This is a genomic window from Mammaliicoccus sp. L-M44, from assembly GCF_022386355.1.
Taxonomy (GTDB): Bacteria; Bacillota; Bacilli; order Staphylococcales; family Staphylococcaceae; genus Mammaliicoccus; species Mammaliicoccus sciuri_A.
Genome location: NZ_JAJNIU010000022.1, coordinates 14,805 through 36,752 on the forward strand (window position 1 = coordinate 14,805; position 21,948 = coordinate 36,752).

The following is a 21,948-nucleotide window of genomic DNA, read 5'->3' on the forward strand; positions in this document are numbered from 1 at the left end:
AAAGTACTCAGCTCACGTATATTGATAAACAGTAGTTAAAATCTTGTGATTTTAACTGCTGTTTTTTTATATGTCATGATAATGGCATTGTTAATAAGGAAACGTTTACTTGAACTCTTTCTTGATACTATGCGGTCAATTAAATTATAATAGACTAAAGTGTGTATAAATGGAGGTATTTGCAATGCAAAAATATGCAGTTGTATTAGCTGCTGGTAAAGGTACAAGAATGAAATCTAAACTTTACAAAGTACTACATACAGTAGCTGGAGAAGCAATGGTTCAACATGTTATAGATAGCGTGAAAAATGCAGGTGTTGATAAAGTCGTAACAGTTGTTGGGCATGGTGCTGAAAAAGTCAAAGAAACAATCGGTCATGCATCTCAGTTTGTACATCAAGAAGAACAATTAGGAACAGCACATGCAGTAAAGAGTGCTAAGGATATATTAGGTACTGAAAAAGGCACAACAATTGTTGTATGTGGAGACACACCATTAATCAGTGACGAAACAATTAAAAACTTATTAGATTTTCATGAGTCTGAAAGTGCAGTAGCAACTGTCTTGTCTGCAAAAGTTGATAACCCGTTTGGTTACGGTAGAATCATTCGTGATGAAAATGGTTTGGTTTCTGGAATTGTCGAACAAAAAGATGCTTCTTCTGCTGAAGCTGAAGTTAATGAAATAAGTTCTGGTATATTTGCTTTCGATAACGAAAAGTTGTTTGAAACACTTGAAAAAGTAAACAATGATAACGCACAAGGTGAATATTATTTACCAGATGTGATTCGCATCCTAAAAGAAGAAAATGAAAAAGTTTCTGCTTTTATTACGAACGATGTTGACGGCATTATGGGTGTGAATGATAGAGTGCAACTTGCGAAAGCGGAACAGAAAATGAAAGAACGTATCAATCATCAACATATGCTAAATGGCGTAACATTTATTGATCCAGCTACAACTTATATCGGGAAACAAGTCGTAATTGGTGAAGATACAGTTGTAGAACCAGGTGTAAGACTTTCTGGCACAACAATTATAGGAAAAAATGTTACGATAGGAATGAATTCTGACATCAAAAATAGTACAATTAAAGATGATGCTACAATTAAACAATCTGTTATTACAGATTCAGTTGTAGGCGAAAACGCTACAGTAGGACCATTTGCACAATTAAGACCAGGTTCTGAACTAGGCAAAGATACGAAAATTGGTAACTTTGTTGAAACTAAAAAGGCTGTCTTAAAAGATGGCGCTAAAGTTTCACACTTAAGTTATATCGGAGATGCAGAAGTAGGTGCAAGAACAAATATTGGTTGTGGTTCTATCACTGTAAATTATGATGGCGTGAATAAATTCCGTACGGTTATAGGAGATGATGCATTTATTGGATGTAATTCAAATCTAGTTGCACCAGTAGAAATTGGAGATGGATCATTCATAGCAGCAGGGTCAACAATTACAGATGATGTACCAAATGAAAGCTTGGCGCTAGGTCGCGCTAGACAAACGACTAAAGAAGGATATTATAAAACGAAATAAAAGGAGCCGTCAAAACATGAGTCAAAATGATATCGGAGGAACAGAAATGTTGAACACTGAATATAAGAACTCTTCATTAAAAATATTTTCGCTTGAAGGTAACCAACCATTAGCGCAAGAAGTTGCCAATTTAGTAGGGATTCCATTAGGTAAATCTACAGTTAAGAGATTTGCTGATGGTGAAGTTCAAATTAATATTGAAGAAAGTATCCGTGGTTGTGATGTGTTTATTATTCAACCAACATCAAACCCAGTGAATGAACACTTGATGGAATTATTAATTATGATTGATGCTTGTAAACGTGCATCTGCAGCAAATATTAATATTGTAATGCCTTATTACGGTTATGCAAGACAAGACCGTAAAGCTAGAAGCCGTGAACCAATCACTGCTAAACTTGTGGCAAATATTATTGAAAAAGCTGGCGCAAGCAGAATGATAGCACTTGATTTACATGCACCTCAAATTCAAGGGTTCTTTGACATACCGATTGATCATTTAATGGGCGTACCAATTTTATCAAATTACTTCTTAGAAAAAGGTTTAGATCCTGAATCAACAGTTGTTGTTTCACCTGACCATGGTGGCGTAACAAGAGCGCGTAAAATGGCTGACCGTCTAAAAACACCTATCGCTATTATTGATAAACGTCGTCCGAAACCAAACGTAGCAGAAGTTATGAATATTGTTGGAGATATTAATGGTAAGACTGCCATCATTATCGACGATATTATTGATACAGCTGGAACAATTACATTAGCAGCAGATGCACTTGTTAAAAAAGGTGCGAAAGAAGTATATGCTTGTTGTACACACCCTGTATTATCAGGACCAGCAAAAGAACGTATCGAAAATTCTCAAATTAAAGAATTAGTTGTTACAAACTCAATTCAATTACCAGAAGATAGAAAACCTGCAAACGTTAAAGAATTGTCTGTAGCAGAATTATTAGCACAAGCAATTGTTAGAGTATATGAACAAGAATCTGTTAGTGTGCTATTTGATTAATTTATAATATTCGTGTATAATAACAAACGGTTCATTTTTATGGACTAAATAACCACTTACAAGCAGCAATTGTTGTTGATGGGTAAGTGTAGGAGCGCATATCGCGCATAAATGAAAGGTGGAAAAGATAATGGCTTCATTAAAGTCAGTTATCCGTCAAGGTAAACAAACTCGTTCTAGTTTACGTAAATTAAGAGCTTCAGGTATTATCCCAGCAGTTGTATATGGTTACGGTGCTAAAAATACATCTGTTAAAGTTGATGAAGTTGAATTCATCAAAACAATTCGTGAAGTTGGACGTAACGGCGTTATCGAATTAGGTGTTGGTTCAAAAACAATCAAAGTTATGGTTTCAGATTATCAATATGATTCTCTTAAAAACCAAATCACTCACGTTGACTTCTTAGCTATCAACATGAAAGAAGAATTAACTGTAGACGTACCTGTAGTATTAGTAGGTGAATCAGTTGGTGCTTCTGAAGGTGGCGTAGTTCAACAACCATTATTCGACTTACAAGTTACAACTACTCCAGATGCAATTCCTGAAAATATCGAAGTTGATATTACAGAATTAGCTATTGGTGATAGCTACTTAGTAGGCGACTTAGATGCAACTGATAAATACACTATCGAAAACGATAAAGAAGAAGCAGTTGTAACAGTAGTTCCTCCAACAGAAGAACCTGCTGAAGATGCTGAAGAAACTGCAGCTGAAGAAGCTGATGCAGTAGCAGAAGAAGAAGCTGAAAAAGAAGAAGCAGAAGAAGAAGAAAAATAATATTTTTTAAATCTTCAACCCAACACATTTGTGTTGGGTTTTTTTATTTAAGTATAGATAGATGAAATAAATCACAAAAATGCTATAATATATACTTAGTATTAATATGGAGGTTACAACATGAAATGTATTGTTGGACTTGGAAATATCGGAAAGAAATATGACCTTACGCGTCATAATATTGGCTTTGAAGTAGTTGATAAATTGCTTGATCGTCACCAATTAGACTTAGATAAACAAAAATTTAAAGGCGCATATACAATAGGGCTTATAAATGGAGAGAAAGTAATGCTTATTGAGCCTATGACTTTCATGAATTTATCAGGTGAAGCTGTAAGACCACTAATGGATTATTATAATATAGATATAGAGGATCTAGTTGTACTCTATGATGACATGGACCAGTCTCAAGGTCATTTGAGACTACGTCAGAAAGGAAGTGCTGGTGGTCATAACGGTATGAAGTCTTTAATTCAACATTTAGGGACAGACCGTTTTAACCGTATTAGAATCGGAATTGATCGTCCTACAAATGGCATGAGTGTACCGAGTTATGTGCTTCAAAAGTTCTCTGATGATGAAATGATTACAATGGAAAAAGTAATCGATCGCGCAGCAGATGCTTGTGAAGCTTTAATTAAAGGCGAAACTTTTCAGAATGTGATGAACCAGTATAATGGTGAAGTAATATGAAACACGTTATCCATGAAATCATACAAGCAGACGAACGATTTCAAGAATTAACGCAAATATTTGGAGAAAAGAACATACTCATAACAGGACTGAATCAGTCGAGTAAAGCGCTACTTATTTTAGAACAATATCTTAAAAACGATAAACAACTCGTTATCGTAACAAATAACTTGTATCAGGCGGATAAATTAGAAGCGGATATTCTTCAATTATTACCACCTGATGAAGTATTTAAGTTTCCTGTACAAGATATTATGATAGAAGCGTTCTCGACGCAAAGTCCCGATTTAATGAGTGAACGTATCAGAACATTAACCCAGCTTGCTCAAGGCAAGAAGGGCTTATTTATCGTGCCTATAAATGGCTTGAAAAAACAATTAACACCGAAGCACATTTGGAATGAACATTATAAATCAATTCAAATAGGTGATGATATTGATTTAGATGTATGGGCTAATCAATTGATTGATATGGGTTATAAGAGGCAATCGTTAGTATCAGCAGTTGGTGAGTTCTCGATTCGTGGTGGGTTGATTGATATCTATCCAGTAACTGGAGATCCTGTTCGAATTGAATTGTTTGATACTGAAGTAGACGGTATGAGATTGTTTGACGTTGAAACGCAACGCTCTTTAGGTAATGTTGAACAAGTTGAAATTACAACGGCTAGTGATTATATTTTTACAAGTGAACAAATCAGCCAACTTCCAGAACGTATGGAAGAAGCATATGAAAAAACAAGACAACAACTAGCTACAGAAATGCGTCCCGACTTAAAAGATACGTATCAAACGATATTGATGCAAAGTGATGAATTGAAAGATCATCAAATTTTAAGACGTGTGATTTCGTTTATGTATGATGAAGTCACAACTTTAACAGATTATTTTGCAGATGATGCACTTGTTGTTGTAGACGAATATAATCGAATTAAAGAAACTGAACATTCATTAGACGTTGAAATCGAAGAATTTACGCAATCGCTAATAGAATCAGGACAAGGATTTATTGGCCAACGTTTTATTTCAGAACATGCTTTTACAGAGCTGTTACATCAACATAAAATCGCTTATTTCACTTTATTTACTGCAAGTATGCCAGTTGAAATTGAAGAGATGGTGAAATTCTCATGTAAACCTGTTCAAAGGTTCTATGGACAATACGACATTATGCAATCAGAGTTTGATCGCTTTATGAAACAAGGATTCACAGTCGTATTATTAGCAGAATCTGAAACGAGAAAGTCTCGTATTCAAAGTATGTTAAACGACATGAAAATTCCAACTGTTATAGATAGGGTAGAACAAGTCGGTGACCGAGGACAAGCTGTCGTAACAGATGGCGCGCTGTCTGAAGGGTTCGAATTACCTTATATGAAACTTGTCGTCGTGACAGAAAAAGAACTTTTCAAAGCACGTGAAAGAAAACAATCTAAAAGAAGACAAAAGTTATCTAATGCTGAAAAAATAAAATCTTATCAAGAATTGAATGTGGGAGATTATGTTGTACACGTACATCATGGTGTTGGTAAATATTTAGGTGTTGAAACATTAGAAGTATCCGGCATTCATAAAGATTATATTAAAATTCAATACAAAGGTACCGATCAATTATTTGTACCAGTTGATCAAATGAATGATGTTCAGAAGTTTGTTGGATCAGATGATAAAGAGCCAAAGGTGAATAAACTTGGCGGTACAGAATGGAAAAAGACAAAAGCTAAAGTTCAAAAAAATGTGGAGGACATTGCGGATGAACTGTTGAAACTTTATCAAGAGAGAGAACAAGTTGAAGGTTATCAATACGGTCCGGATACTGAAGAACAAATGACATTTGAAATGGACTTTCCATATGAACCTACGCCTGACCAAGTCACTTCTTTAGAAGAAATTAAAGCAGATATGGAAAAAAGAAGACCGATGGATAGACTGCTTTGTGGTGATGTTGGATATGGTAAGACTGAGGTAGCAATAAGAGCTGCATTTAAAGCAGTCTTGGAAGGTAAGCAAGTAGCCGTGCTCGTACCAACAACGATTCTTGCCCAACAGCACTTTGAAACATTCAGAGAACGTATGCAAGAATATCCAGTAGAAATTCAAATGATGAGTAGATTTAGAACGCCTAAACAAGTTAAAGAGACGAAAGCCGGTATCAAATCTGGATTTGTAGACATTGTTGTAGGTACACATAAATTACTAAGTAAAGATGTTGAATATAAAGATTTAGGATTATTAATCGTCGATGAAGAACAAAGATTTGGTGTGAAACATAAAGAAAGAATTAAAGCATTAAAGACAAATGTAGACGTTCTTACTTTAACTGCTACACCAATTCCGAGAACGCTTCATATGAGTTTATTAGGTGTTAGAGACTTATCTGTTATTGAAACACCACCTGAAAACAGATTCCCTGTTCAAACGTATGTATTAGAACAGAATATGAGTTTTGTTAAAGAAGCACTAGAACGTGAACTTTCACGTGGTGGACAAGCATTCTATTTATATAACCGCGTGCAGTCTATATATCAAAAGAGTGAACAGTTATCTATGCTCATGCCTAATGCGAGAATTGGTGTTGCTCATGGACAAATGACAGAACGAGAATTAGAAGAAACGATGTTGAATTTTGTCGATGGAGAATACGATATTTTAGTAACAACGACGATTATTGAAACGGGTGTCGATGTTCCAAATGCTAATACATTGATTATTGAAGATGCTAATAGATTTGGATTGAGTCAATTGTATCAGTTGCGTGGACGAGTAGGCCGTTCTAGTCGAATTGGTTATGCATATTTCTTACATGAACAAAACAAAGTACTGACTGAAGTTGCTGAGCAAAGACTGCAAGCTATTAAAGAATTTACAGAACTAGGTTCAGGATTTAAAATTGCCATGCGTGATTTGAATATTCGTGGTGCAGGAAACTTATTAGGTAGTCAGCAACATGGCTTCATAGATTCTGTAGGTTATGACTTATATTCTCAAATGTTAGAAGAAGCGGTTAATGTAAAACGAGGTATAGAACCAGAATCAGAAGTACCACAACTTGAAGTAGATATTAAAATAGATGCCTATATCCCTGCTGAATACATTAAGAATGAACAAGCCAAAATTGAAATGTACAAAAAATTAAGATCAATTACGACGCAATCTCAATTGGAAGATATTCAAGATGAACTAATCGATCGTTTTGGTGAATATCCTGTTGAAGTTCAGCGTTTATTAGATGTTGTGGAAGTAAGATTGAACGGTATTCACTTCGGTATTACAGAAATTAAAGAAGTCGCTAAAGTGATACAACTGACAGCTTCAGAATATACAACAAATCATTTAAAAGGTGATGTGTTGTTTAAAGTTACTGAACCATTAGGTAGAAAACTAAAAATAGCTGTTTCAGACAATCAAATGGTGTTTAAATTACAAAAATCAAAACAATGGTTAGACGATCTGAAATTCTTAACTAATGTGATCAATGAAAGTTTGGTAGACGATGACACAATCTAAACCCATTTTTAATAGTGTATTGTTGTTAACAGGCACGATGGTCATTGTTAAAATTTTAAGCGCAATTTATAGAGTGCCTTACCAAAATGTTTTAGGTGATGAAGGATTATATGCATATCAACAAGTATATCCGCTTGTTGCGATTGTGAGTGTTGTAAGTTTAAACGCGCTTCCTAGTGTCATGAGTAGCTGGATGATTCAACGTAAACAATCAGAAATAATAGGTATGTTCTGGTTTTTACAAATGACTTGTTTATTGATAAGTGTTGCTATATTTTTAAGTGCACAATTGATAAGTGGACTGATGGGTGACACGAACTTAACGCCTATGATTCGTATGGCGAGTTTAGCGCTAATACCACTTGTATTTATCTCAATGGTACGAGGGTATTATCAAATGAAACATCAGATGAACTTTATTGCCGTTTCACAGGTGATTGATCAAGTCGTTAGAGTCGGTGTGATTTTAACCGCGATTTTGCTGTTTGTTGGCTTTAATATTTCGATTTATCAAGCTGGCACAATCGCAATCAGTGGATCTGTATTGGGATTAAGTTGTATTGCAATTTACTTCTGGTTTAAAAGAAAACCTAGATTGAGATTTTCCTGGGAAATAAAGTTGAAAGACACTAAAAATATCGTGACGATGACAATTTTGTATGCCATTTCTTATTTGATATTGATCTTATGGCAAATTGTAGATTCATTTACGCTTATACATCTGTTGCAAGAGAATGGTTATAGCTTTCATGAGAGTATAAAAGTAAAAGGTGTGTTTGATAGAGGTGCTTCATTAATTCAGATGGGGCTTATCATCACAACGACATTTAGTTTTGTGCTTATTCCATTGTTAACAGAACATCTGCAAAAGAAAAATCATCAACTCGTGAATGAATATGCTAATACATCGTTAAAGATAACAGTCTTATTTAGTATGGCTGCCGCATTTGGCTTAATGAACTTACTGCCATTATTAAATACTGTATTCTTTAAGACGAATGAATTAATCGGCACGCTGAGCGTCTTTATGCTCGCAGTTGTATTCGTGACATTTATCATTATGTATACAGCGTTATTGCAAGTGAAATTAAATAGAAATATATTATTTATTGCGCTCATGATTGGTATGGTAACGAAATTGATCGGGAATTACTGTTTTGTACTGCAGTTTGGTATATTTGGTGCAAGTTTATCGACAGTCTTGTCGCTCGCTATATATACATTGATTTTGCATGTACGTGTGATGAAACTTTATCAATTTCAACGTATGGGTTTGTTTATGATTAAAGTAATCACTTTACTTGCGATCATGTCTGTATTTGTACAAGTGGTACTGCTCATTCCAACGCACACGAGAATGACAAGTTTATTAATTATGTTACTGGCAGGTATTGTTGGCGTAATGGTTGTCATAATAGGTATAATAAAAATGAAAATATTAATAAAAGATGAATGGAAACATTTGCCTTTAATGGATAAAATAATAAAGGAGTAATTAACATATGGCACAACAAATACTAGTTGTTGGCTTAGGTAATTATAGTTTAGAAGAATTGCCAATGGGCGTTTACCGTAAACTTCAATCAGCTGACGTTATATATGCGCGTACGCTAGACCATCCAGTCGTTAAAGAATTAGAAGACTTAAATTGGCAAGGTTTTGATTATATTTATGAAAAGCACGATGATTTTCTTAATGTATATTCTGAAATTGTCGATACATTGATTGAAAAAGCTGAACATGAAAACATTATTTATGCGGTGCCTGGTGACCCAATGGTAGCTGAAACAACGGCGCAGCTTCTATTAGAGAAAGCGCCGGATGTACACGTGTTAGGTGGGAAAAGCTTTTTAGATGATATGTTCAGAGCTGTTAATATTGATCCGAATGACGGGTTTACATTATTAGACGGAACGAGTTTGTCTGAGACTTCATTAAATATAAGAACGAATACGATTATTACACAAGTGTATGATCAATTAGTTGCATCGGATATTAAAGTTACATTGATGGAAAGATATCCAGATGACCATCCTGTGCAACTCGTTTCTAATGCAAGACTAGGTGAAGCGGATGTCATTTCATGTCCATTGTATGAAATGGACCATCATGCTGAGCTATCAAATTTAACAAGTTTATTCATTCCGAAAATAACTAAAGATGAACAACTATATGGTGATTTTCAATATTTAGAACAAACTATTGATACATTAGTGTCCGAAGAAGGTTGTCCTTGGGATAAAGTACAAACCCATGAAACATTGAAGCGTTATGTACTTGAAGAGGCATTTGAATTAATAGAAGCAATTGATGAAGATGATATTGATCATATGATAGAAGAACTTGGAGACATATTGTTACAAGTGATGCTACATGCTGCGATTGGAAAGAAAGAAGCATACTTTGATGTAAGAGAAGTGATACAAACATTAACTTCTAAGATGATACGTAGACATCCACATGTGTTTGGTGACCAAGAAGCGAATGATATTGAAGACCTCAAGAAAATTTGGAATGATGAAAAACAAAAAGAAGGCAAAGTTAAACGTGAGAAACTAGAAAAAATATTTGCTGATTACTTTTTGAAGTTGTATGATAAAACCAAATTAGAGGGATACGGTGAACAATCATTAAAAGAATTTATAAATAAAGGAGATTTAACAATTTGAGATTAGATAAATATTTAAAAGTATCTAGACTGATTAAACGTCGTACACTTGCTAAAGAAGTGAGTGACCAAGGTAGAGTTAAAGTAAATGGTCAAGTTGCTAAAGCAGGAACGACTGTAAGTGTTGAAGATGAATTGGAAATTAGATTAGGTAATAGAATAATTGTTGTCAAAGTGACAGGATTATCTGAACATGCTAATAAAGAAAATGCGAAGACAATGTTTGAAGTCATCAAAGAAGAAAAAATTCAAGATTCTATATAAATAAGGAGGTACACCAATGGCGCAAAAAATTAAAAATCTAGATAATGAATATACACAGTCCCAAAACAAACAAAAAAAGACTGTCAATAAAACGCGCCAAGTGATACGCAAGCGACTTACCTTATTTGGTGGAGTATTATTGTTAATAATCGTTATTATGATCATCATGCTATTTCTACAAAAAAATCGTAATGATGAATTAGTGCAAGAGCGTAAAGAAAAAGCTGTCACATATGAAAAATTACAAGATAAAGAGATAGAACTTAAAGAACAAATTAAACGACTGAACGATAAAGAATATATAGAAAAACTCGCGAGAAGCGAATACTTTTTAAGCAATGATGGTGAAATTATTTTTAAATTACCAGAAGACAAAAAAGACGCGGAAAATGATAAATAATCTGTTTATGGCGTTGTATAATTTTGTATAGAAGCATATAATAAGGTTAAAGTGAATTTATATCAGGAGGATACAGTAATAATATGTCAATTGAAGTAGGCAATAAAGTCAAAGGGAAAGTTACAGGTATTAAGAATTTTGGTGCATTTGTTGAATTACCTGAAGGGAAAAGTGGCCTTGTGCATATCAGTGAAGTTGCTGATAACTACGTCGAGAACGTGAATGACCATTTAACTGTAGGCGATGAAGTAGAAGTTAAAGTATTAACAGTAGCTGATGATGGAAAGATTAGTTTATCTATTAAAAAAGCTAAAGAACGTCCAAAGCGCCAAGCGCCTAAGAAAGAAGCTAAGCCTGAAGACTTTGAGAAGAAATTATCAAACTTTTTAAAAGATAGTGAGGATAAGTTAACATCTATTAAGAGACAAACTGAATCACGTCGTGGCGGTAAAGGTGCAAGACGATAATGGATTATAATAAAAAGAGGCTAATTAGTTGAGCCTCTTTTTATTTTGACAAGATCAAATGAATTTTTGAAAATTGAGGTGTGTAATCATGCTGAATGTAACTTGGCAACAAGAGGATGATTTAGCTTTAGCTGTTTCGACAGGGATAGATAGCATGTCACTTTTACACATGTTAAACACAACTTATAAAGACACATATCGTAAGTTAATTTGTTTACATGTCAACCATGGTTTAAGAGAAGCCTCGCGAGAAGAAGCGAAATTTATAAAACAATTTTGCGAAAAACATCATATTGAAATATATATCAAGACATTGGATTTGAGCGAAACAGTTAGTCACAATAAGAGCATACAAGATATTTCTAGACAATTGAGATATGAATGGTTTGATGAAATGATGAAACAAACCGGTAGCGATGTATTGTTGACGGCACACCATATGGATGACCAAAAAGAAACCATTGCTTATCGACTATTTACTGGGAGAATTGGCCGTGCACCTTTAGGTATTCAACAAGTTCAAAAAAGAAATGAATATATGATTTGTAGACCGTTGTTAAATGTATCCAAATCATTTATAAAACAATATCAACAAGAAAATGATTTTAAGTACTACGAAGATGATTCAAATAAAGATAGTAAATATACTCGCAACTATTTACGAAATCAATTGTTGCCTGTTATTGAAGAAAGGCCAGAATTTTCAACAGATCATTTACTGGATTTAAATCAATGGATGAATGATGCAAGAAAATTAATTATAACTGCAGCAGATGATTTTATTGCTAAAGAAATAAAACTGTCTGATCATGTTGAAATTAATCGTGATGCATTTAATCAGCTGAACGATTTAATTAAGATTCAAGTATTAGATCAATTAATGGCTCAATATGTTAAACGAAGATATAGCGAGAAGTCATATAAAGAATGGATGCACGTATTTAATAATTTTTCAAAACAATCCGTCATTCCTATATCTGATGATTGGCAGTTTATAGTAGCATATGATAAATTATTACTATGTGAAGATATTGAGTTCAATGTAAATTCTAAATTTATAAATCGTAATGAACAATATGTATTTGGGAATTGGTTAATTGAAACGAAAGACATAGCATCGCCTTTATTTGTAAGAACGAGAATGTCTGGAGATCGTGTTCAGTATTATAACCGGGGAAATAAACATCACAAAAAAGTTAACAGAATCATGATTGACAACAAGATTGACATACATAAAAGAAACAATTGTCCAATTATTTTATATGGTGATGACATTATTGCAATTGGTGATTTTTGGATGGATTCTAACTTTAAAAACGCACTAACTATTACTTATATTGGAGATGACTTTAATGAAAGACTCGATTAAGTCTGTTGTATTATCAGAAGAACAGATTCAAGAAAGATGCAAAACATTAGGAAAGCAAATCACAGAGGATTATAATGGGAAGACACCTATTTGTGTAGGTATTTTAAAAGGTTCAATCATGTTTATGGCTGATTTAATTAAATACATTGATACACATGTAGAAATAGACTTTATGGATGTTTCTAGTTATCACGGTGGTACAGAATCAACTGGAGAAGTTAAAATTTTAAAAGACTTAAGTACTTCTGTTGAAAATAGAGATGTCATTATCATTGAAGATATTTTAGAAACAGGTACAACTTTAAATTCTATCGTTGATTTATTGAAATACAGAAATGTTAATTCTATTGAAATCGTAACATTGTTAGATAAACCGATGAAACGTAAAGTAGATATCGAAGCTAAATATGTCGGAGAAAAAATTCCAGATGAATTTGTTGTAGGATACGGACTAGATTATGCTGAGAAATATCGTAATTTTCCGTACATTGGTACACTTAAACCAGAAATATATCAATGATGCGTATAAGCAAGTTTAATTACTAGCGTATGAAATTACAAATATGGTAAAATTTTTGTTAGTTTTATTAATTGAGTAGGAGGACAAATTGAATGCAAAAAGCTTTTCGTAATATATTAATGATCGCGCTTTTAGCTATCGTCCTATTTGGTGTATTCCAGTTCATTAATGGCAATGGACAATCACCAAAACAGCTTACATATAATGAGTTTATGACGAAGCTAGAAAAAGGCGATTTAAAAACGTTAACTATTCAACCAGAACAGAATGTTTATATGGTTAGCGGTGAATTGAAAAAAGGTAAAGATGAAACATATACATCTTCTATTTTATTTAATAATCAAGATGACTTGAAAAAAATAACAGCAACTGCTGAGAAACAAGATGATTTGAAATTTAATGTTAAAGAAGAAGAAAAACAAAGTGTGTTTGTTAGTGTATTAACAACGCTTATCCCAGTTTTAATTATTGCATTTTTATTCATCTTCTTCTTAAGCCAAATGCAAGGCGGCGGCGGTGGCGGCGGCCGAGTAATGAACTTTGGTAAGTCAAAAGCCAAGCTATATGATAATCAGAAGAAACGTGTAAGATTCTCTGATGTAGCAGGTGCCGATGAAGAGAAACAAGAGTTAGTGGAAATAGTTGATTTCCTTAAAGATAATCGTAAATTCAAGAAAATGGGTGCGCGTATTCCGAAAGGTGTCTTACTAGTTGGTCCTCCAGGTACAGGTAAAACATTACTTGCTAGAGCTGTAGCAGGTGAAGCGGGTACACCATTCTTCTCAATCAGTGGTTCAGACTTCGTTGAGATGTTCGTTGGTGTCGGTGCAAGTCGTGTGCGTGACTTATTCGAGAACGCTAAGAAAAATGCACCATGTATTATCTTTATAGATGAGATTGATGCTGTTGGTCGTCAACGTGGCGCTGGTGTTGGTGGCGGTCACGATGAACGTGAACAAACATTAAACCAATTATTAGTAGAAATGGATGGATTCGGTGAAAATGAAGGTATCATTATGATAGCTGCAACTAACCGTCCTGATATTTTAGACCCTGCATTATTACGTCCAGGACGTTTCGATAGACAAATCCAAGTTGGACGCCCAGATGTAAAAGGACGTGAAGCAGTACTTAAAGTACATGCTCGTAATAAACCGTTAGACGAAACTGTTGACTTAAAAGCAATTTCTCAAAGAACGCCTGGTTTCTCTGGTGCAGACTTAGAGAACTTGTTAAATGAAGCATCATTAGTAGCAGCACGTTCTAACAAAACGAAAATTGATATGAGAGATATCGAAGAAGCGACTGATAGAGTTATTGCAGGTCCAGCTAAGAAAACAAGAATGATTTCTGAAAAAGAAAAAAATATTGTTGCTTATCACGAAGCGGGTCATACAATTATCGGTTGTGTATTGGATGAAGCAGAAATGGTTCATAAAGTTACAATCGTTCCACGTGGTCAAGCTGGTGGATATGCAATGATGCTTCCTAAAGAAGATCGTTACTTTATGACTGAACCAGAATTATTAGATAAGATAGTAGGTTTACTTGGTGGTCGTGTATCTGAAGAAATAAACTTTGGAGAAGCATCAACAGGTGCTCATAATGACTTCCAACGTGCAACAAACATTGCGCGTAAGATGGTTACTGAATATGGTATGAGTAAAAAATTAGGTCCATTACAATTCGGTAGTACGGATAGTGGACAAGTATTTTTAGGTAAAGATATGCAATCTGAACCAAATTATTCAGACCAAATTGCTTATGAAATTGATTCAGAAGTACAACGTATCATTAAAGAACAATACGAACGTTGTAAACAAATTCTAACTGAACATAAATCACAATTAGAATTAATTGCTAAGACGCTTCTAGTAGAAGAAACATTAGTAGCTGAACAAATTCAATCATTATTCCATGAAGGTAAGTTACCAGAAGTTAAATATGATGATTCTCATCTTAACCAAAATGAAGACTCAGATGAAGATAAATATGAAGGTGACTTAACGCAACAAGAAGGTACATTAGATATTGACGATGATGAAGTTGGTAAATCATATGAAGAAGTTAAAGAAGAAGTGTCACATGAAAAACGTCGTGAAGACACTGATTCAGATAGTGATTCGGACGAACCAGCTCATGAACAAGAGCCAAATATCGATGACCTAGGTGACAATAAACCGACAGATCGTAAAGAATAATTTCACAAAAGTCCCTTTCAACAAATTGATTGAGAGGGGCTTTTTTTAAAGAAGGAGTATAAAACATGACAAAAGATTATTTAGTAAGAGGATTAGCTTTCAATGATGAAGTGAGAGCTTTTGCTGTTCAAACAACAAATACAATACAAGAAGCACAAACACGCCATTACACATGGCCAACTGCATCAGCAGCATTAGGTAGATCAATGACAGCTGGTGTGATGATGGGATCAATGCTAAAAAATGAAGAAAAATTAACCGTAACAATTGATGGCGGAGGACCAATTGGTAAAATTATGGTCGATGCTAATGCGAAAGGTAAAGTAAGAGGATATGTACAAAATCCACAAACGCATTTCCCATTAAACGATCAAGGTAAATTAGATGTTAGACGTGCTGTTGGAACAGACGGTATGTTAAGTGTCGTTAAAGATATCGGATTGAAAGATTACTTTACAGGTTCTACACCAATTGTATCAGGAGAACTTGGCGAAGATTTTACTTATTATTTTGTAACAAGTGAACAAGTACCTTCAGCAGTTGGTTTAGGTGTATTAGTAAATCCTGATAATACAATTAAAGCAGCAGGAGGTTTCATCATTCAACTTATGCCTGGTGCATCTGAAAAAACAATTTCAGCAATTGAAGAAAAAATTAATCAAATGGAACCTGTATCTAAATTGATCGATAGAGGATTATCACCAGAAGAAATAATTGAAACAGTATTAGGTAAAGAAAATACTAGAATTATTGACCATATGGATGTTGAGTTCAAATGTAATTGTTCTAGAGAAAAATTCCTAAATGCAATTAAAGGTCTTGGAGAAGCAGAAATTGATGCAATGATTAAAGAAGATCATGGTGCTGAAGCAGAATGTCATTTCTGTAGAACAAAGTATCAATATAGCGAAGAAGAATTAATCGAGCTTAAGAACGCACTTTAATTTAGTAAATACTTTCACTTTATATGAAGTTTTGTTATAATCATTATATCCGATAAATAAACTAGGGTATAAAAACTATTTAGGAGTGAAGTGTAAATGGCTAAGAGAGTAAATAATATTGTAGAATTAATTGGAGATACACCTGTAGTTAAATTAAACAAAGTAGTTGAAGAAGGTTCAGCAGACGTTTATGTAAAACTAGAATACCAAAACCCAGGTAGTTCAGTTAAAGATAGAATTGGTTTAGCGATGATTGAAGCTGCTGAAAAAGAAGGCAAAATCAAACCAGGCGACACAATTATTGAACCAACATCTGGTAACACAGGTATCGGTTTAGCAATGGTTGCAGCAGCTAAAGGTTATAAAGCTGTATTTGTAATGCCAGATACAATGAGTAGCGAACGTCGTGCTTTATTAAAAGCTTATGGCGCTGAATTAGTATTAACACCTGGTGCAGAAGGCATGAAAGGTGCTATCAAAAAAGCTAAAGAATTAAAAGAAGAAAAAGGCTATTTTGAACCACAACAATTCGAAAACCCAGCGAACCCTAAAATCCATGAATTAACAACTGGTCCTGAACTTGTTGAACAATTTGAAGGTGTTCAAATTGACGCTTTCTTAGCTGGTGTAGGTACTGGTGGTACTTTATCTGGAGCAGGTAAAGTGCTTAAAGAAAAATATCCTAATATTCAAGTAGTTGCGATTGAACCAGAAGCTTCACCTATTTTAAGTGGTGGTTCACCAGGTCCTCATAAATTACAAGGTTTAGGTGCAGGTTTCGTACCAGACACTTTAAACACAGATGTTTATGACGATGTTATTAAAGTAGGTAATGAAGAAGCAATGGAAATGTCTAGAAAAGTTGCCAAAGAAGAAGGTATCCTTGGTGGTATTTCATCTGGCGCTGCAATTGTAGCTGCATTGAAAAAAGCTAAAGAACTAGGTGAAGGCAAAACAGTAGTAACAGTTCTTCCAAGTAATGGTGAACGTTACCTATCTACACCACTTTACGCTTTTGAAGACTAATTGATAAATAAATGATTATATAATAAGTATCACGTCTATAATAAATAACTTTTGAAGTTATTTCATTTAGGCGTGATTTTTTAAATTTGTTATAATAAATTTATCTATGAAAAAGGAAGGAAGACTATCTTGGTGAATACGAAAATTATGGGTATATTAAATGTTACGCCAGATTCATTTTCTGACGGTGGTTCATATAATAGTGTAGATAAAGCAAGACAACACGCTGAGAAACTTATCTCAGAAGGTGCGGATATTATTGATATCGGTGGTGTATCTACTCGCCCAGGTTATACAGAAGTCCCAGGTTATACAGAAGTAAGTTTAGAAGAGGAATTGGACAGAGTTATTCCAGTTGTAGAAGCGCTTAGTGATTTAGATGTACAACTTTCAGTAGATACATACAGAAGTAAAGTTGCTGAAGAATCTTTAAAAAGAGGCGTAACGATGATTAACGACCAGTGGGCTGGTTTATATGACCCGAATATATTGAACGTCGTTGCAGAATATAATGCTGAAATTGTGTTAATGCATAACGGCGACGGCAAGAGAGATGTTCCGGTAATGGAAGAATTATTGCTTACTTTATTAAAACAAGCAAACCAAGCAGAAATTTGTGGCATACCCGAAAAAAACATTTGGTTAGATCCTGGTATTGGTTTTGCAAAGTCTAGAGAAGAAGAACGTATTGTCATGTCACGATTAGATGAATTGGTCGCTACAGGTTACAATGTGTTGCTTGCGACAAGCCGAAAGCGATTGATCAATGACTTATTAGGTGGCGAAACTAATGTTGATGAACGTGATGAAGGTACAGCAGCAACAACAGCTTACGGAATAGAAAAAGGTGTCCATGCTGTGAGAGTCCACAATGTACAAATGAACAAAAGAGTAGCTAAGACGATAGATGCTCTGAAGGAGATTCGATTAAATGGATAGAATAATATTAGAAGGCATGTCTTTTTACGGATACCATGGTGCAATTGAAGCGGAAAATGAACTAGGACAAATCTTTATAGTAGATTTAGAATTATATTTAGATCTTTCTGAAGCGGGTGAAACAGATGACTTAGAAAATACTGTTCACTACGGTGAAGTATTTGAAGTAGTCAAAGAAATTATGGAAGGTAAACCAGTAAAATTAATCGAACATCTTGCAGAACGTATTGCAAAAGAGCTATTTTCGCACTATAATCGAGTATTGGAAACCAAAGTTAAGATTACTAAAAATAATCCACCGATACCTGGACATTATAAAGGTGTAGGTATTGAGATAGTGAGGAAGAGATAAATGCATACTGCATATTTAGGTTTAGGCAGTAATATGGGAGATAGGCAACATCAACTGCAAGAAGCTGTTAAATTGCTGAATGAAATTGACGGTATTCAAGTTGTTCAAGAATCTCCAATATATGAAACGAAACCAGTAGGATACACAGATCAACCTGATTTTTTAAATATGTGTATTGAAATCTCAACTGAATTAGAATCATCAGAATTATTGAAAGTTTGTATGATGGTAGAACAACAACTTCATCGTGTTCGAGTTGAAAGATGGGGACCACGTACAATTGATATAGATATTTTATTATATGATCAATCTGTTATTCAATCACCAGAACTAGAAGTACCTCACCCAAGAATGACTGAAAGAGCATTTGTGATGATACCTTTGAATGATATTGCCTCAAATGTTGTGGAACCTATATCGAAGAAATATATTTGGGAGCTATTGCCAAACGATGAACATGTAGTAAAGTATAATGGTGAAAGTAAATAATCTACGTGTGGTTTAAATAAAATAACAAGTGTAATTTAAATAAGGAGTGGAAAATCATGTCAGAAGAAATGAATGACCAAATGTTGGTTCGTAGAGAAAAATTACAAGAATTAAGAGATTTAGGTATCGATCCTTTCGGTAAGAAATTTGTCCGCAGTGGAGACTCTAAATCATTACACCAAGAATGGGACGAATTCAGTAAAGAAGAATTACATGATAAAGAAGACGAATCAGCTGTTGCTATCGCAGGTCGTTTAATGACTAAAAGAGGTAAAGGTAAAGCTGGATTTGCACATGTTAAAGATATTACTGGTCAAATTCAAATTTATGTTCGTAAAGACCAAGTAGGTGACGAACAATTTGAAATATGGAAACATGCAGATTTAGGTGACATCGTAGGCGTAAAAGGTGTTATGTTTAAAACGAATACTGGAGAATTATCTGTTAAAGCGAAAGAATTTACTGTTTTAACGAAATCTTTACGTCCATTACCAGATAAATATCATGGTTTACAAGATATTGAACAACGTTACCGTCAACGTTACTTAGATTTAATTACAAGTGAAGAATCAACTAAAACATTCATTACAAGAAGCCAAATTATTCAAGAAATGAGAACTTACTTAAATAATAAAGGTTTCTTAGAAGTAGAAACACCAATGATGCACCAAATCGCAGGTGGGGCTTCAGCTCGTCCTTTCGTAACACATCACAATGCGTTAGATGCTACTTTATACATGAGAATTGCAATTGAATTACACTTGAAACGATTAATCGTAGGTGGATTAGAGAAAGTATATGAAATTGGAAGAGTATTCCGTAATGAAGGTGTATCTACAAGACATAACCCTGAATTTACAATGATTGAATTGTATGAAGCATATGCTGATTACAACGACATTATGGATTTAACTGAATCTATGGTAGCAGCAATCGCTGAAAAAGTATTAGGTTCTACAACTGTACAATATGGCGAAGAATCTATAGATTTAGCACCTAATTGGAGAAGATGGCATATGGTTGATGCCGTTAAAGAATATACGGGTGTAGATTTCTATGAAGTTAAAACTGATGAAGAAGCACATGCTCTAGCAAAAGAACATAATATAGAAGTAGAAGATCGTATGACATATGGTCATATTCTGAATGAATTCTTTGAACAAAGAGTTGAAGAGAAACTTATTCAACCTACATTTATTTATGGACACCCAATCGAAATATCACCATTAGCTAAGAAAAATCCTGAAGATCCAAGATTCACTGATAGATTCGAATTATTTATTGTTGGTAGAGAGCATGCAAATGCGTTTACTGAATTAAATGATCCAATTGATCAACGTGAAAGATTTGAAGCACAAATGAAAGAAAAAGATCAAGGTAACGATGAAGCACATGAAATGGATGATGACTTTATTGAAGCACTTGAATATGGTATGCCTCCAACAGGTGGTTTAGGAATAGGTATTGATAGATTAGTTATGCTATTAACAAACTCTGCTTCTATTAGAGATGTATTACTATTCCCTTATATGAGACAAAAATAAATGTAACTAAAAGCCGTGCACAATTCCATATTGTGTGCGGTTTTATACTTTTGAAAGGCTTTAAAATGCGATTGATGAAGTTTTTTAAAGAAATATAAACTTTTTTGTCGTAAAGTGTTGACGAGTGTTTCTAAATTGTGTATTATATAAAGGTCGCTGAAAACAAGCGCATATCAATTCGAGATGTTTGTAAAGAAAGTTAATAAGGTGTAAAATTTACTATTGAAAAACCTTGATGAGTTCTTTATAATATATAAGGTAAGACAAAAACGAAACAACATTGTCTGGTGGCGATAGCAAAGAGGTCACACCTGTTCCCATGCCGAACACAGAAGTTAAGCTCTTTAGCGCCGATGGTAGTTGGGCTTACGTTCCGCGAGAGTAGGACGCTGCCGGGCGATATTGTTAATTGGAGAATTAGCTCAGCTGGGAGAGCATCTGCCTTACAAGCAGAGGGTCGGCGGTTCGAACCCGTCATTCTCCACCATTTTTGCCGGCCTAGCTCAACTGGTAGAGCAACTGACTTGTAATCAGTAGGTTGGGGGTTCAAGTCCTCTGGCCGGCACCATGTTTTAGAGCCATTAGCTCAGTTGGTAGAGCATCTGACTTTTAATCAGAGGGTCAGAGGTTCGAATCCTCTATGGCTCACCATTTTAAATATACTATATATAAAAATAATTATTTAGCGGAAGTAGTTCAGCGGTAGAATACAACCTTGCCAAGGTTGGGGTCGCGGGTTCGAATCCCGTCTTCCGCTCCATTTTTATTTTTTCTTGCCGGGGTGGCGGAACTGGCAGACGCACAGGACTTAAAATCCTGCGGTAAGTGATTACCGTACCGGTTCGATTCCGGTCCTCGGCACCATTTTTGTTTTTTGCGCCCGTAGCTCAATTGGATAGAGCGTTTGACTACGGATCAAGAGGCTAGGGGTTCGACTCCTCTCGGGCGCGCCATTTTAAATAACGGGAAGTAGCTCAGCTTGGTAGAGCACTTGGTTTGGGACCAAGGGGTCGCAGGTTCGAATCCTGTCTTCCCGACTTCTATTAATACTTATGGGGGCTTAGCTCAGATGGGAGAGCGCCTGCTTTGCACGCAGGAGGTCAGCGGTTCGATCCCGCTAGTCTCCACCATTTTAAAAATAGATTATGAACATTGAAAACTGAATGACAATATGTCAACGTTAATTCCAATAATTGAGTACTGAAAGTACTTCAGAGTGATTGGCTTAACCAATCA

At 34.7% G+C, this 21,948-nt stretch carries 19 protein-coding genes, 8 tRNA genes and 1 rRNA gene; all 28 read left to right on the forward strand.

Features of this window, described 5'->3' with window-relative positions; genetic code table 11:
• Positions 1 to 184 precede the first annotated feature (184 nt).
• The 28 genes from glmU to LQ611_RS11570 all read left to right on the forward strand — a co-directional run bounded on the left by glmU (position 185) and on the right by LQ611_RS11570 (position 21,842).
• Positions 185 to 1,543 carry a bifunctional UDP-N-acetylglucosamine diphosphorylase/glucosamine-1-phosphate N-acetyltransferase GlmU gene (glmU, locus tag LQ611_RS11435; RefSeq protein ID WP_119475318.1) on the forward strand — a complete coding sequence of 453 codons (1,359 nt, stop codon included), beginning with the start codon at positions 185 to 187 and terminating at the stop codon, positions 1,541 to 1,543.
• A gap of 46 nt (positions 1,544 to 1,589) precedes the next feature.
• The gene (locus LQ611_RS11440; RefSeq protein ID WP_048541971.1) at positions 1,590 to 2,552 is read left to right on the forward strand and encodes a ribose-phosphate diphosphokinase; all 963 of its coding nucleotides are present in this window, start codon (positions 1,590 to 1,592) and stop codon (positions 2,550 to 2,552) included.
• A 130-nt stretch (positions 2,553 to 2,682) separates the two neighbouring features.
• Positions 2,683 to 3,330 carry a 50S ribosomal protein L25/general stress protein Ctc gene (locus LQ611_RS11445; protein WP_025905568.1) on the forward strand — a complete coding sequence of 216 codons (648 nt, stop codon included), beginning with the start codon at positions 2,683 to 2,685 and terminating at the stop codon, positions 3,328 to 3,330.
• Positions 3,331 to 3,450: 120 nt separating this feature from the next.
• Positions 3,451 to 4,023: an aminoacyl-tRNA hydrolase gene (pth, locus tag LQ611_RS11450; RefSeq protein WP_048541954.1), complete on the forward strand. Its 573-nt coding sequence runs from the start codon at positions 3,451 to 3,453 to the stop codon at positions 4,021 to 4,023.
• Positions 4,020 to 7,529 (forward strand): transcription-repair coupling factor, encoded by a 3,510-nt coding sequence (mfd, locus tag LQ611_RS11455; RefSeq protein ID WP_119489573.1) that lies wholly within the window; start codon positions 4,020 to 4,022, stop codon positions 7,527 to 7,529. The genes pth and mfd overlap by 4 nt, the downstream gene beginning before the upstream one ends.
• Positions 7,516 to 9,024 (forward strand): polysaccharide biosynthesis protein, encoded by a 1,509-nt coding sequence (locus LQ611_RS11460; protein ID WP_025905565.1) that lies wholly within the window; start codon positions 7,516 to 7,518, stop codon positions 9,022 to 9,024. Before mfd ends, LQ611_RS11460 begins: the two co-directional genes overlap by 14 nt.
• Before the next feature lie 7 nt (positions 9,025 to 9,031).
• Positions 9,032 to 10,198: a MazG nucleotide pyrophosphohydrolase domain-containing protein gene (locus LQ611_RS11465; protein ID WP_239709578.1), complete on the forward strand. Its 1,167-nt coding sequence runs from the start codon at positions 9,032 to 9,034 to the stop codon at positions 10,196 to 10,198.
• The gene (locus LQ611_RS11470; RefSeq protein ID WP_037590337.1) at positions 10,195 to 10,461 is read left to right on the forward strand and encodes an RNA-binding S4 domain-containing protein; all 267 of its coding nucleotides are present in this window, start codon (positions 10,195 to 10,197) and stop codon (positions 10,459 to 10,461) included. Before LQ611_RS11465 ends, LQ611_RS11470 begins: the two co-directional genes overlap by 4 nt.
• Positions 10,462 to 10,477: 16 nt before the next feature.
• Positions 10,478 to 10,861, forward strand: a complete 384-nt coding sequence (locus LQ611_RS11475) for an FtsB family cell division protein (RefSeq protein ID WP_025905562.1) — start codon at positions 10,478 to 10,480, stop codon at positions 10,859 to 10,861.
• Positions 10,862 to 10,944: 83 nt separating this feature from the next.
• Entirely contained in the window at positions 10,945 to 11,328 is a 384-nt protein-coding gene (locus LQ611_RS11480) for a S1 domain-containing RNA-binding protein (RefSeq protein ID WP_025905561.1), read from the forward strand.
• A gap of 88 nt (positions 11,329 to 11,416) precedes the next feature.
• A complete protein-coding gene (gene tilS / locus LQ611_RS11485) occupies positions 11,417 to 12,697 on the forward strand; it encodes a tRNA lysidine(34) synthetase TilS (RefSeq protein ID WP_107565616.1) in 1,281 nt (426 codons plus the stop codon).
• Positions 12,681 to 13,217: a hypoxanthine phosphoribosyltransferase gene (gene hpt / locus LQ611_RS11490; RefSeq protein WP_239709580.1), complete on the forward strand. Its 537-nt coding sequence runs from the start codon at positions 12,681 to 12,683 to the stop codon at positions 13,215 to 13,217. Before tilS ends, hpt begins: the two co-directional genes overlap by 17 nt.
• Positions 13,218 to 13,309: 92 nt before the next feature.
• Positions 13,310 to 15,418 (forward strand): ATP-dependent zinc metalloprotease FtsH, encoded by a 2,109-nt coding sequence (gene ftsH, locus LQ611_RS11495; protein WP_103360996.1) that lies wholly within the window; start codon positions 13,310 to 13,312, stop codon positions 15,416 to 15,418.
• A 65-nt stretch (positions 15,419 to 15,483) separates the two neighbouring features.
• Positions 15,484 to 16,362: an Hsp33 family molecular chaperone HslO gene (gene hslO, locus LQ611_RS11500; protein ID WP_025905557.1), complete on the forward strand. Its 879-nt coding sequence runs from the start codon at positions 15,484 to 15,486 to the stop codon at positions 16,360 to 16,362.
• 96 nt (positions 16,363 to 16,458) lie between these two features.
• Complete coding sequence (gene cysK / locus LQ611_RS11505; RefSeq protein WP_025905556.1) at positions 16,459 to 17,388, forward strand: cysteine synthase A; 930 nt, start codon at positions 16,459 to 16,461, stop codon at positions 17,386 to 17,388.
• Between the two features lie 129 nt (positions 17,389 to 17,517).
• Positions 17,518 to 18,327 (forward strand): dihydropteroate synthase, encoded by an 810-nt coding sequence (gene folP / locus LQ611_RS11510; protein ID WP_191835716.1) that lies wholly within the window; start codon positions 17,518 to 17,520, stop codon positions 18,325 to 18,327.
• Positions 18,320 to 18,679, forward strand: a complete 360-nt coding sequence (gene folB / locus LQ611_RS11515) for a dihydroneopterin aldolase (protein ID WP_107565618.1) — start codon at positions 18,320 to 18,322, stop codon at positions 18,677 to 18,679. The genes folP and folB overlap by 8 nt, the downstream gene beginning before the upstream one ends.
• Complete coding sequence (gene folK / locus LQ611_RS11520) at positions 18,680 to 19,168, forward strand: 2-amino-4-hydroxy-6-hydroxymethyldihydropteridine diphosphokinase (protein ID WP_107565619.1); 489 nt, start codon at positions 18,680 to 18,682, stop codon at positions 19,166 to 19,168. It abuts the gene before it with no gap.
• A 56-nt stretch (positions 19,169 to 19,224) separates the two neighbouring features.
• Complete coding sequence (lysS, locus tag LQ611_RS11525) at positions 19,225 to 20,712, forward strand: lysine--tRNA ligase (RefSeq protein ID WP_025905552.1); 1,488 nt, start codon at positions 19,225 to 19,227, stop codon at positions 20,710 to 20,712.
• 283 nt (positions 20,713 to 20,995) lie between these two features.
• Positions 20,996 to 21,110: ribosomal RNA gene (rrf, locus tag LQ611_RS11530) — 5S ribosomal RNA — on the forward strand.
• 13 nt (positions 21,111 to 21,123) lie between these two features.
• Positions 21,124 to 21,199 (forward strand) — tRNA-Val (locus LQ611_RS11535).
• Between the two features lie 5 nt (positions 21,200 to 21,204).
• Positions 21,205 to 21,280 (forward strand) — tRNA-Thr (locus LQ611_RS11540).
• A gap of 7 nt (positions 21,281 to 21,287) precedes the next feature.
• A tRNA-Lys gene (locus LQ611_RS11545) sits at positions 21,288 to 21,363 on the forward strand.
• 34 nt (positions 21,364 to 21,397) lie between these two features.
• Positions 21,398 to 21,472: transfer RNA gene (locus tag LQ611_RS11550), tRNA-Gly, on the forward strand.
• Between the two features lie 15 nt (positions 21,473 to 21,487).
• A tRNA-Leu gene (locus tag LQ611_RS11555) sits at positions 21,488 to 21,576 on the forward strand.
• Between the two features lie 12 nt (positions 21,577 to 21,588).
• Positions 21,589 to 21,665: transfer RNA gene (locus tag LQ611_RS11560), tRNA-Arg, on the forward strand.
• Positions 21,666 to 21,675: 10 nt separating this feature from the next.
• Positions 21,676 to 21,749: transfer RNA gene (locus LQ611_RS11565), tRNA-Pro, on the forward strand.
• Positions 21,750 to 21,766: 17 nt separating this feature from the next.
• Positions 21,767 to 21,842: transfer RNA gene (locus LQ611_RS11570), tRNA-Ala, on the forward strand.
• The last annotated feature ends 106 nt before the right edge of the window (positions 21,843 to 21,948 follow it).

Coding starts and splice junctions, on each gene's coding strand:
- cysK (WP_025905556.1), top strand. CDS start 16,459: ATGGCTAAGAGAGTAAATAATATTGTAGAATTAATTGGAGATACACCT.
- folK (WP_107565619.1), top strand. CDS start 18,680: ATGCATACTGCATATTTAGGTTTAGGCAGTAATATGGGAGATAGGCAA.
- LQ611_RS11440 (WP_048541971.1), top strand. CDS start 1,590: ATGTTGAACACTGAATATAAGAACTCTTCATTAAAAATATTTTCGCTT.
- glmU (WP_119475318.1), top strand. CDS start 185: ATGCAAAAATATGCAGTTGTATTAGCTGCTGGTAAAGGTACAAGAATG.
- LQ611_RS11445 (WP_025905568.1), top strand. CDS start 2,683: ATGGCTTCATTAAAGTCAGTTATCCGTCAAGGTAAACAAACTCGTTCT.
- hslO (WP_025905557.1), top strand. CDS start 15,484: ATGACAAAAGATTATTTAGTAAGAGGATTAGCTTTCAATGATGAAGTG.
- pth (WP_048541954.1), top strand. CDS start 3,451: ATGAAATGTATTGTTGGACTTGGAAATATCGGAAAGAAATATGACCTT.
- LQ611_RS11460 (WP_025905565.1), top strand. CDS start 7,516: ATGACACAATCTAAACCCATTTTTAATAGTGTATTGTTGTTAACAGGC.
- lysS (WP_025905552.1), top strand. CDS start 19,225: ATGTCAGAAGAAATGAATGACCAAATGTTGGTTCGTAGAGAAAAATTA.
- mfd (WP_119489573.1), top strand. CDS start 4,020: ATGAAACACGTTATCCATGAAATCATACAAGCAGACGAACGATTTCAA.
- tilS (WP_107565616.1), top strand. CDS start 11,417: ATGCTGAATGTAACTTGGCAACAAGAGGATGATTTAGCTTTAGCTGTT.
- LQ611_RS11475 (WP_025905562.1), top strand. CDS start 10,478: ATGGCGCAAAAAATTAAAAATCTAGATAATGAATATACACAGTCCCAA.
- folB (WP_107565618.1), top strand. CDS start 18,320: ATGGATAGAATAATATTAGAAGGCATGTCTTTTTACGGATACCATGGT.
- ftsH (WP_103360996.1), top strand. CDS start 13,310: ATGCAAAAAGCTTTTCGTAATATATTAATGATCGCGCTTTTAGCTATC.
- LQ611_RS11480 (WP_025905561.1), top strand. CDS start 10,945: ATGTCAATTGAAGTAGGCAATAAAGTCAAAGGGAAAGTTACAGGTATT.
- hpt (WP_239709580.1), top strand. CDS start 12,681: ATGAAAGACTCGATTAAGTCTGTTGTATTATCAGAAGAACAGATTCAA.
- LQ611_RS11465 (WP_239709578.1), top strand. CDS start 9,032: ATGGCACAACAAATACTAGTTGTTGGCTTAGGTAATTATAGTTTAGAA.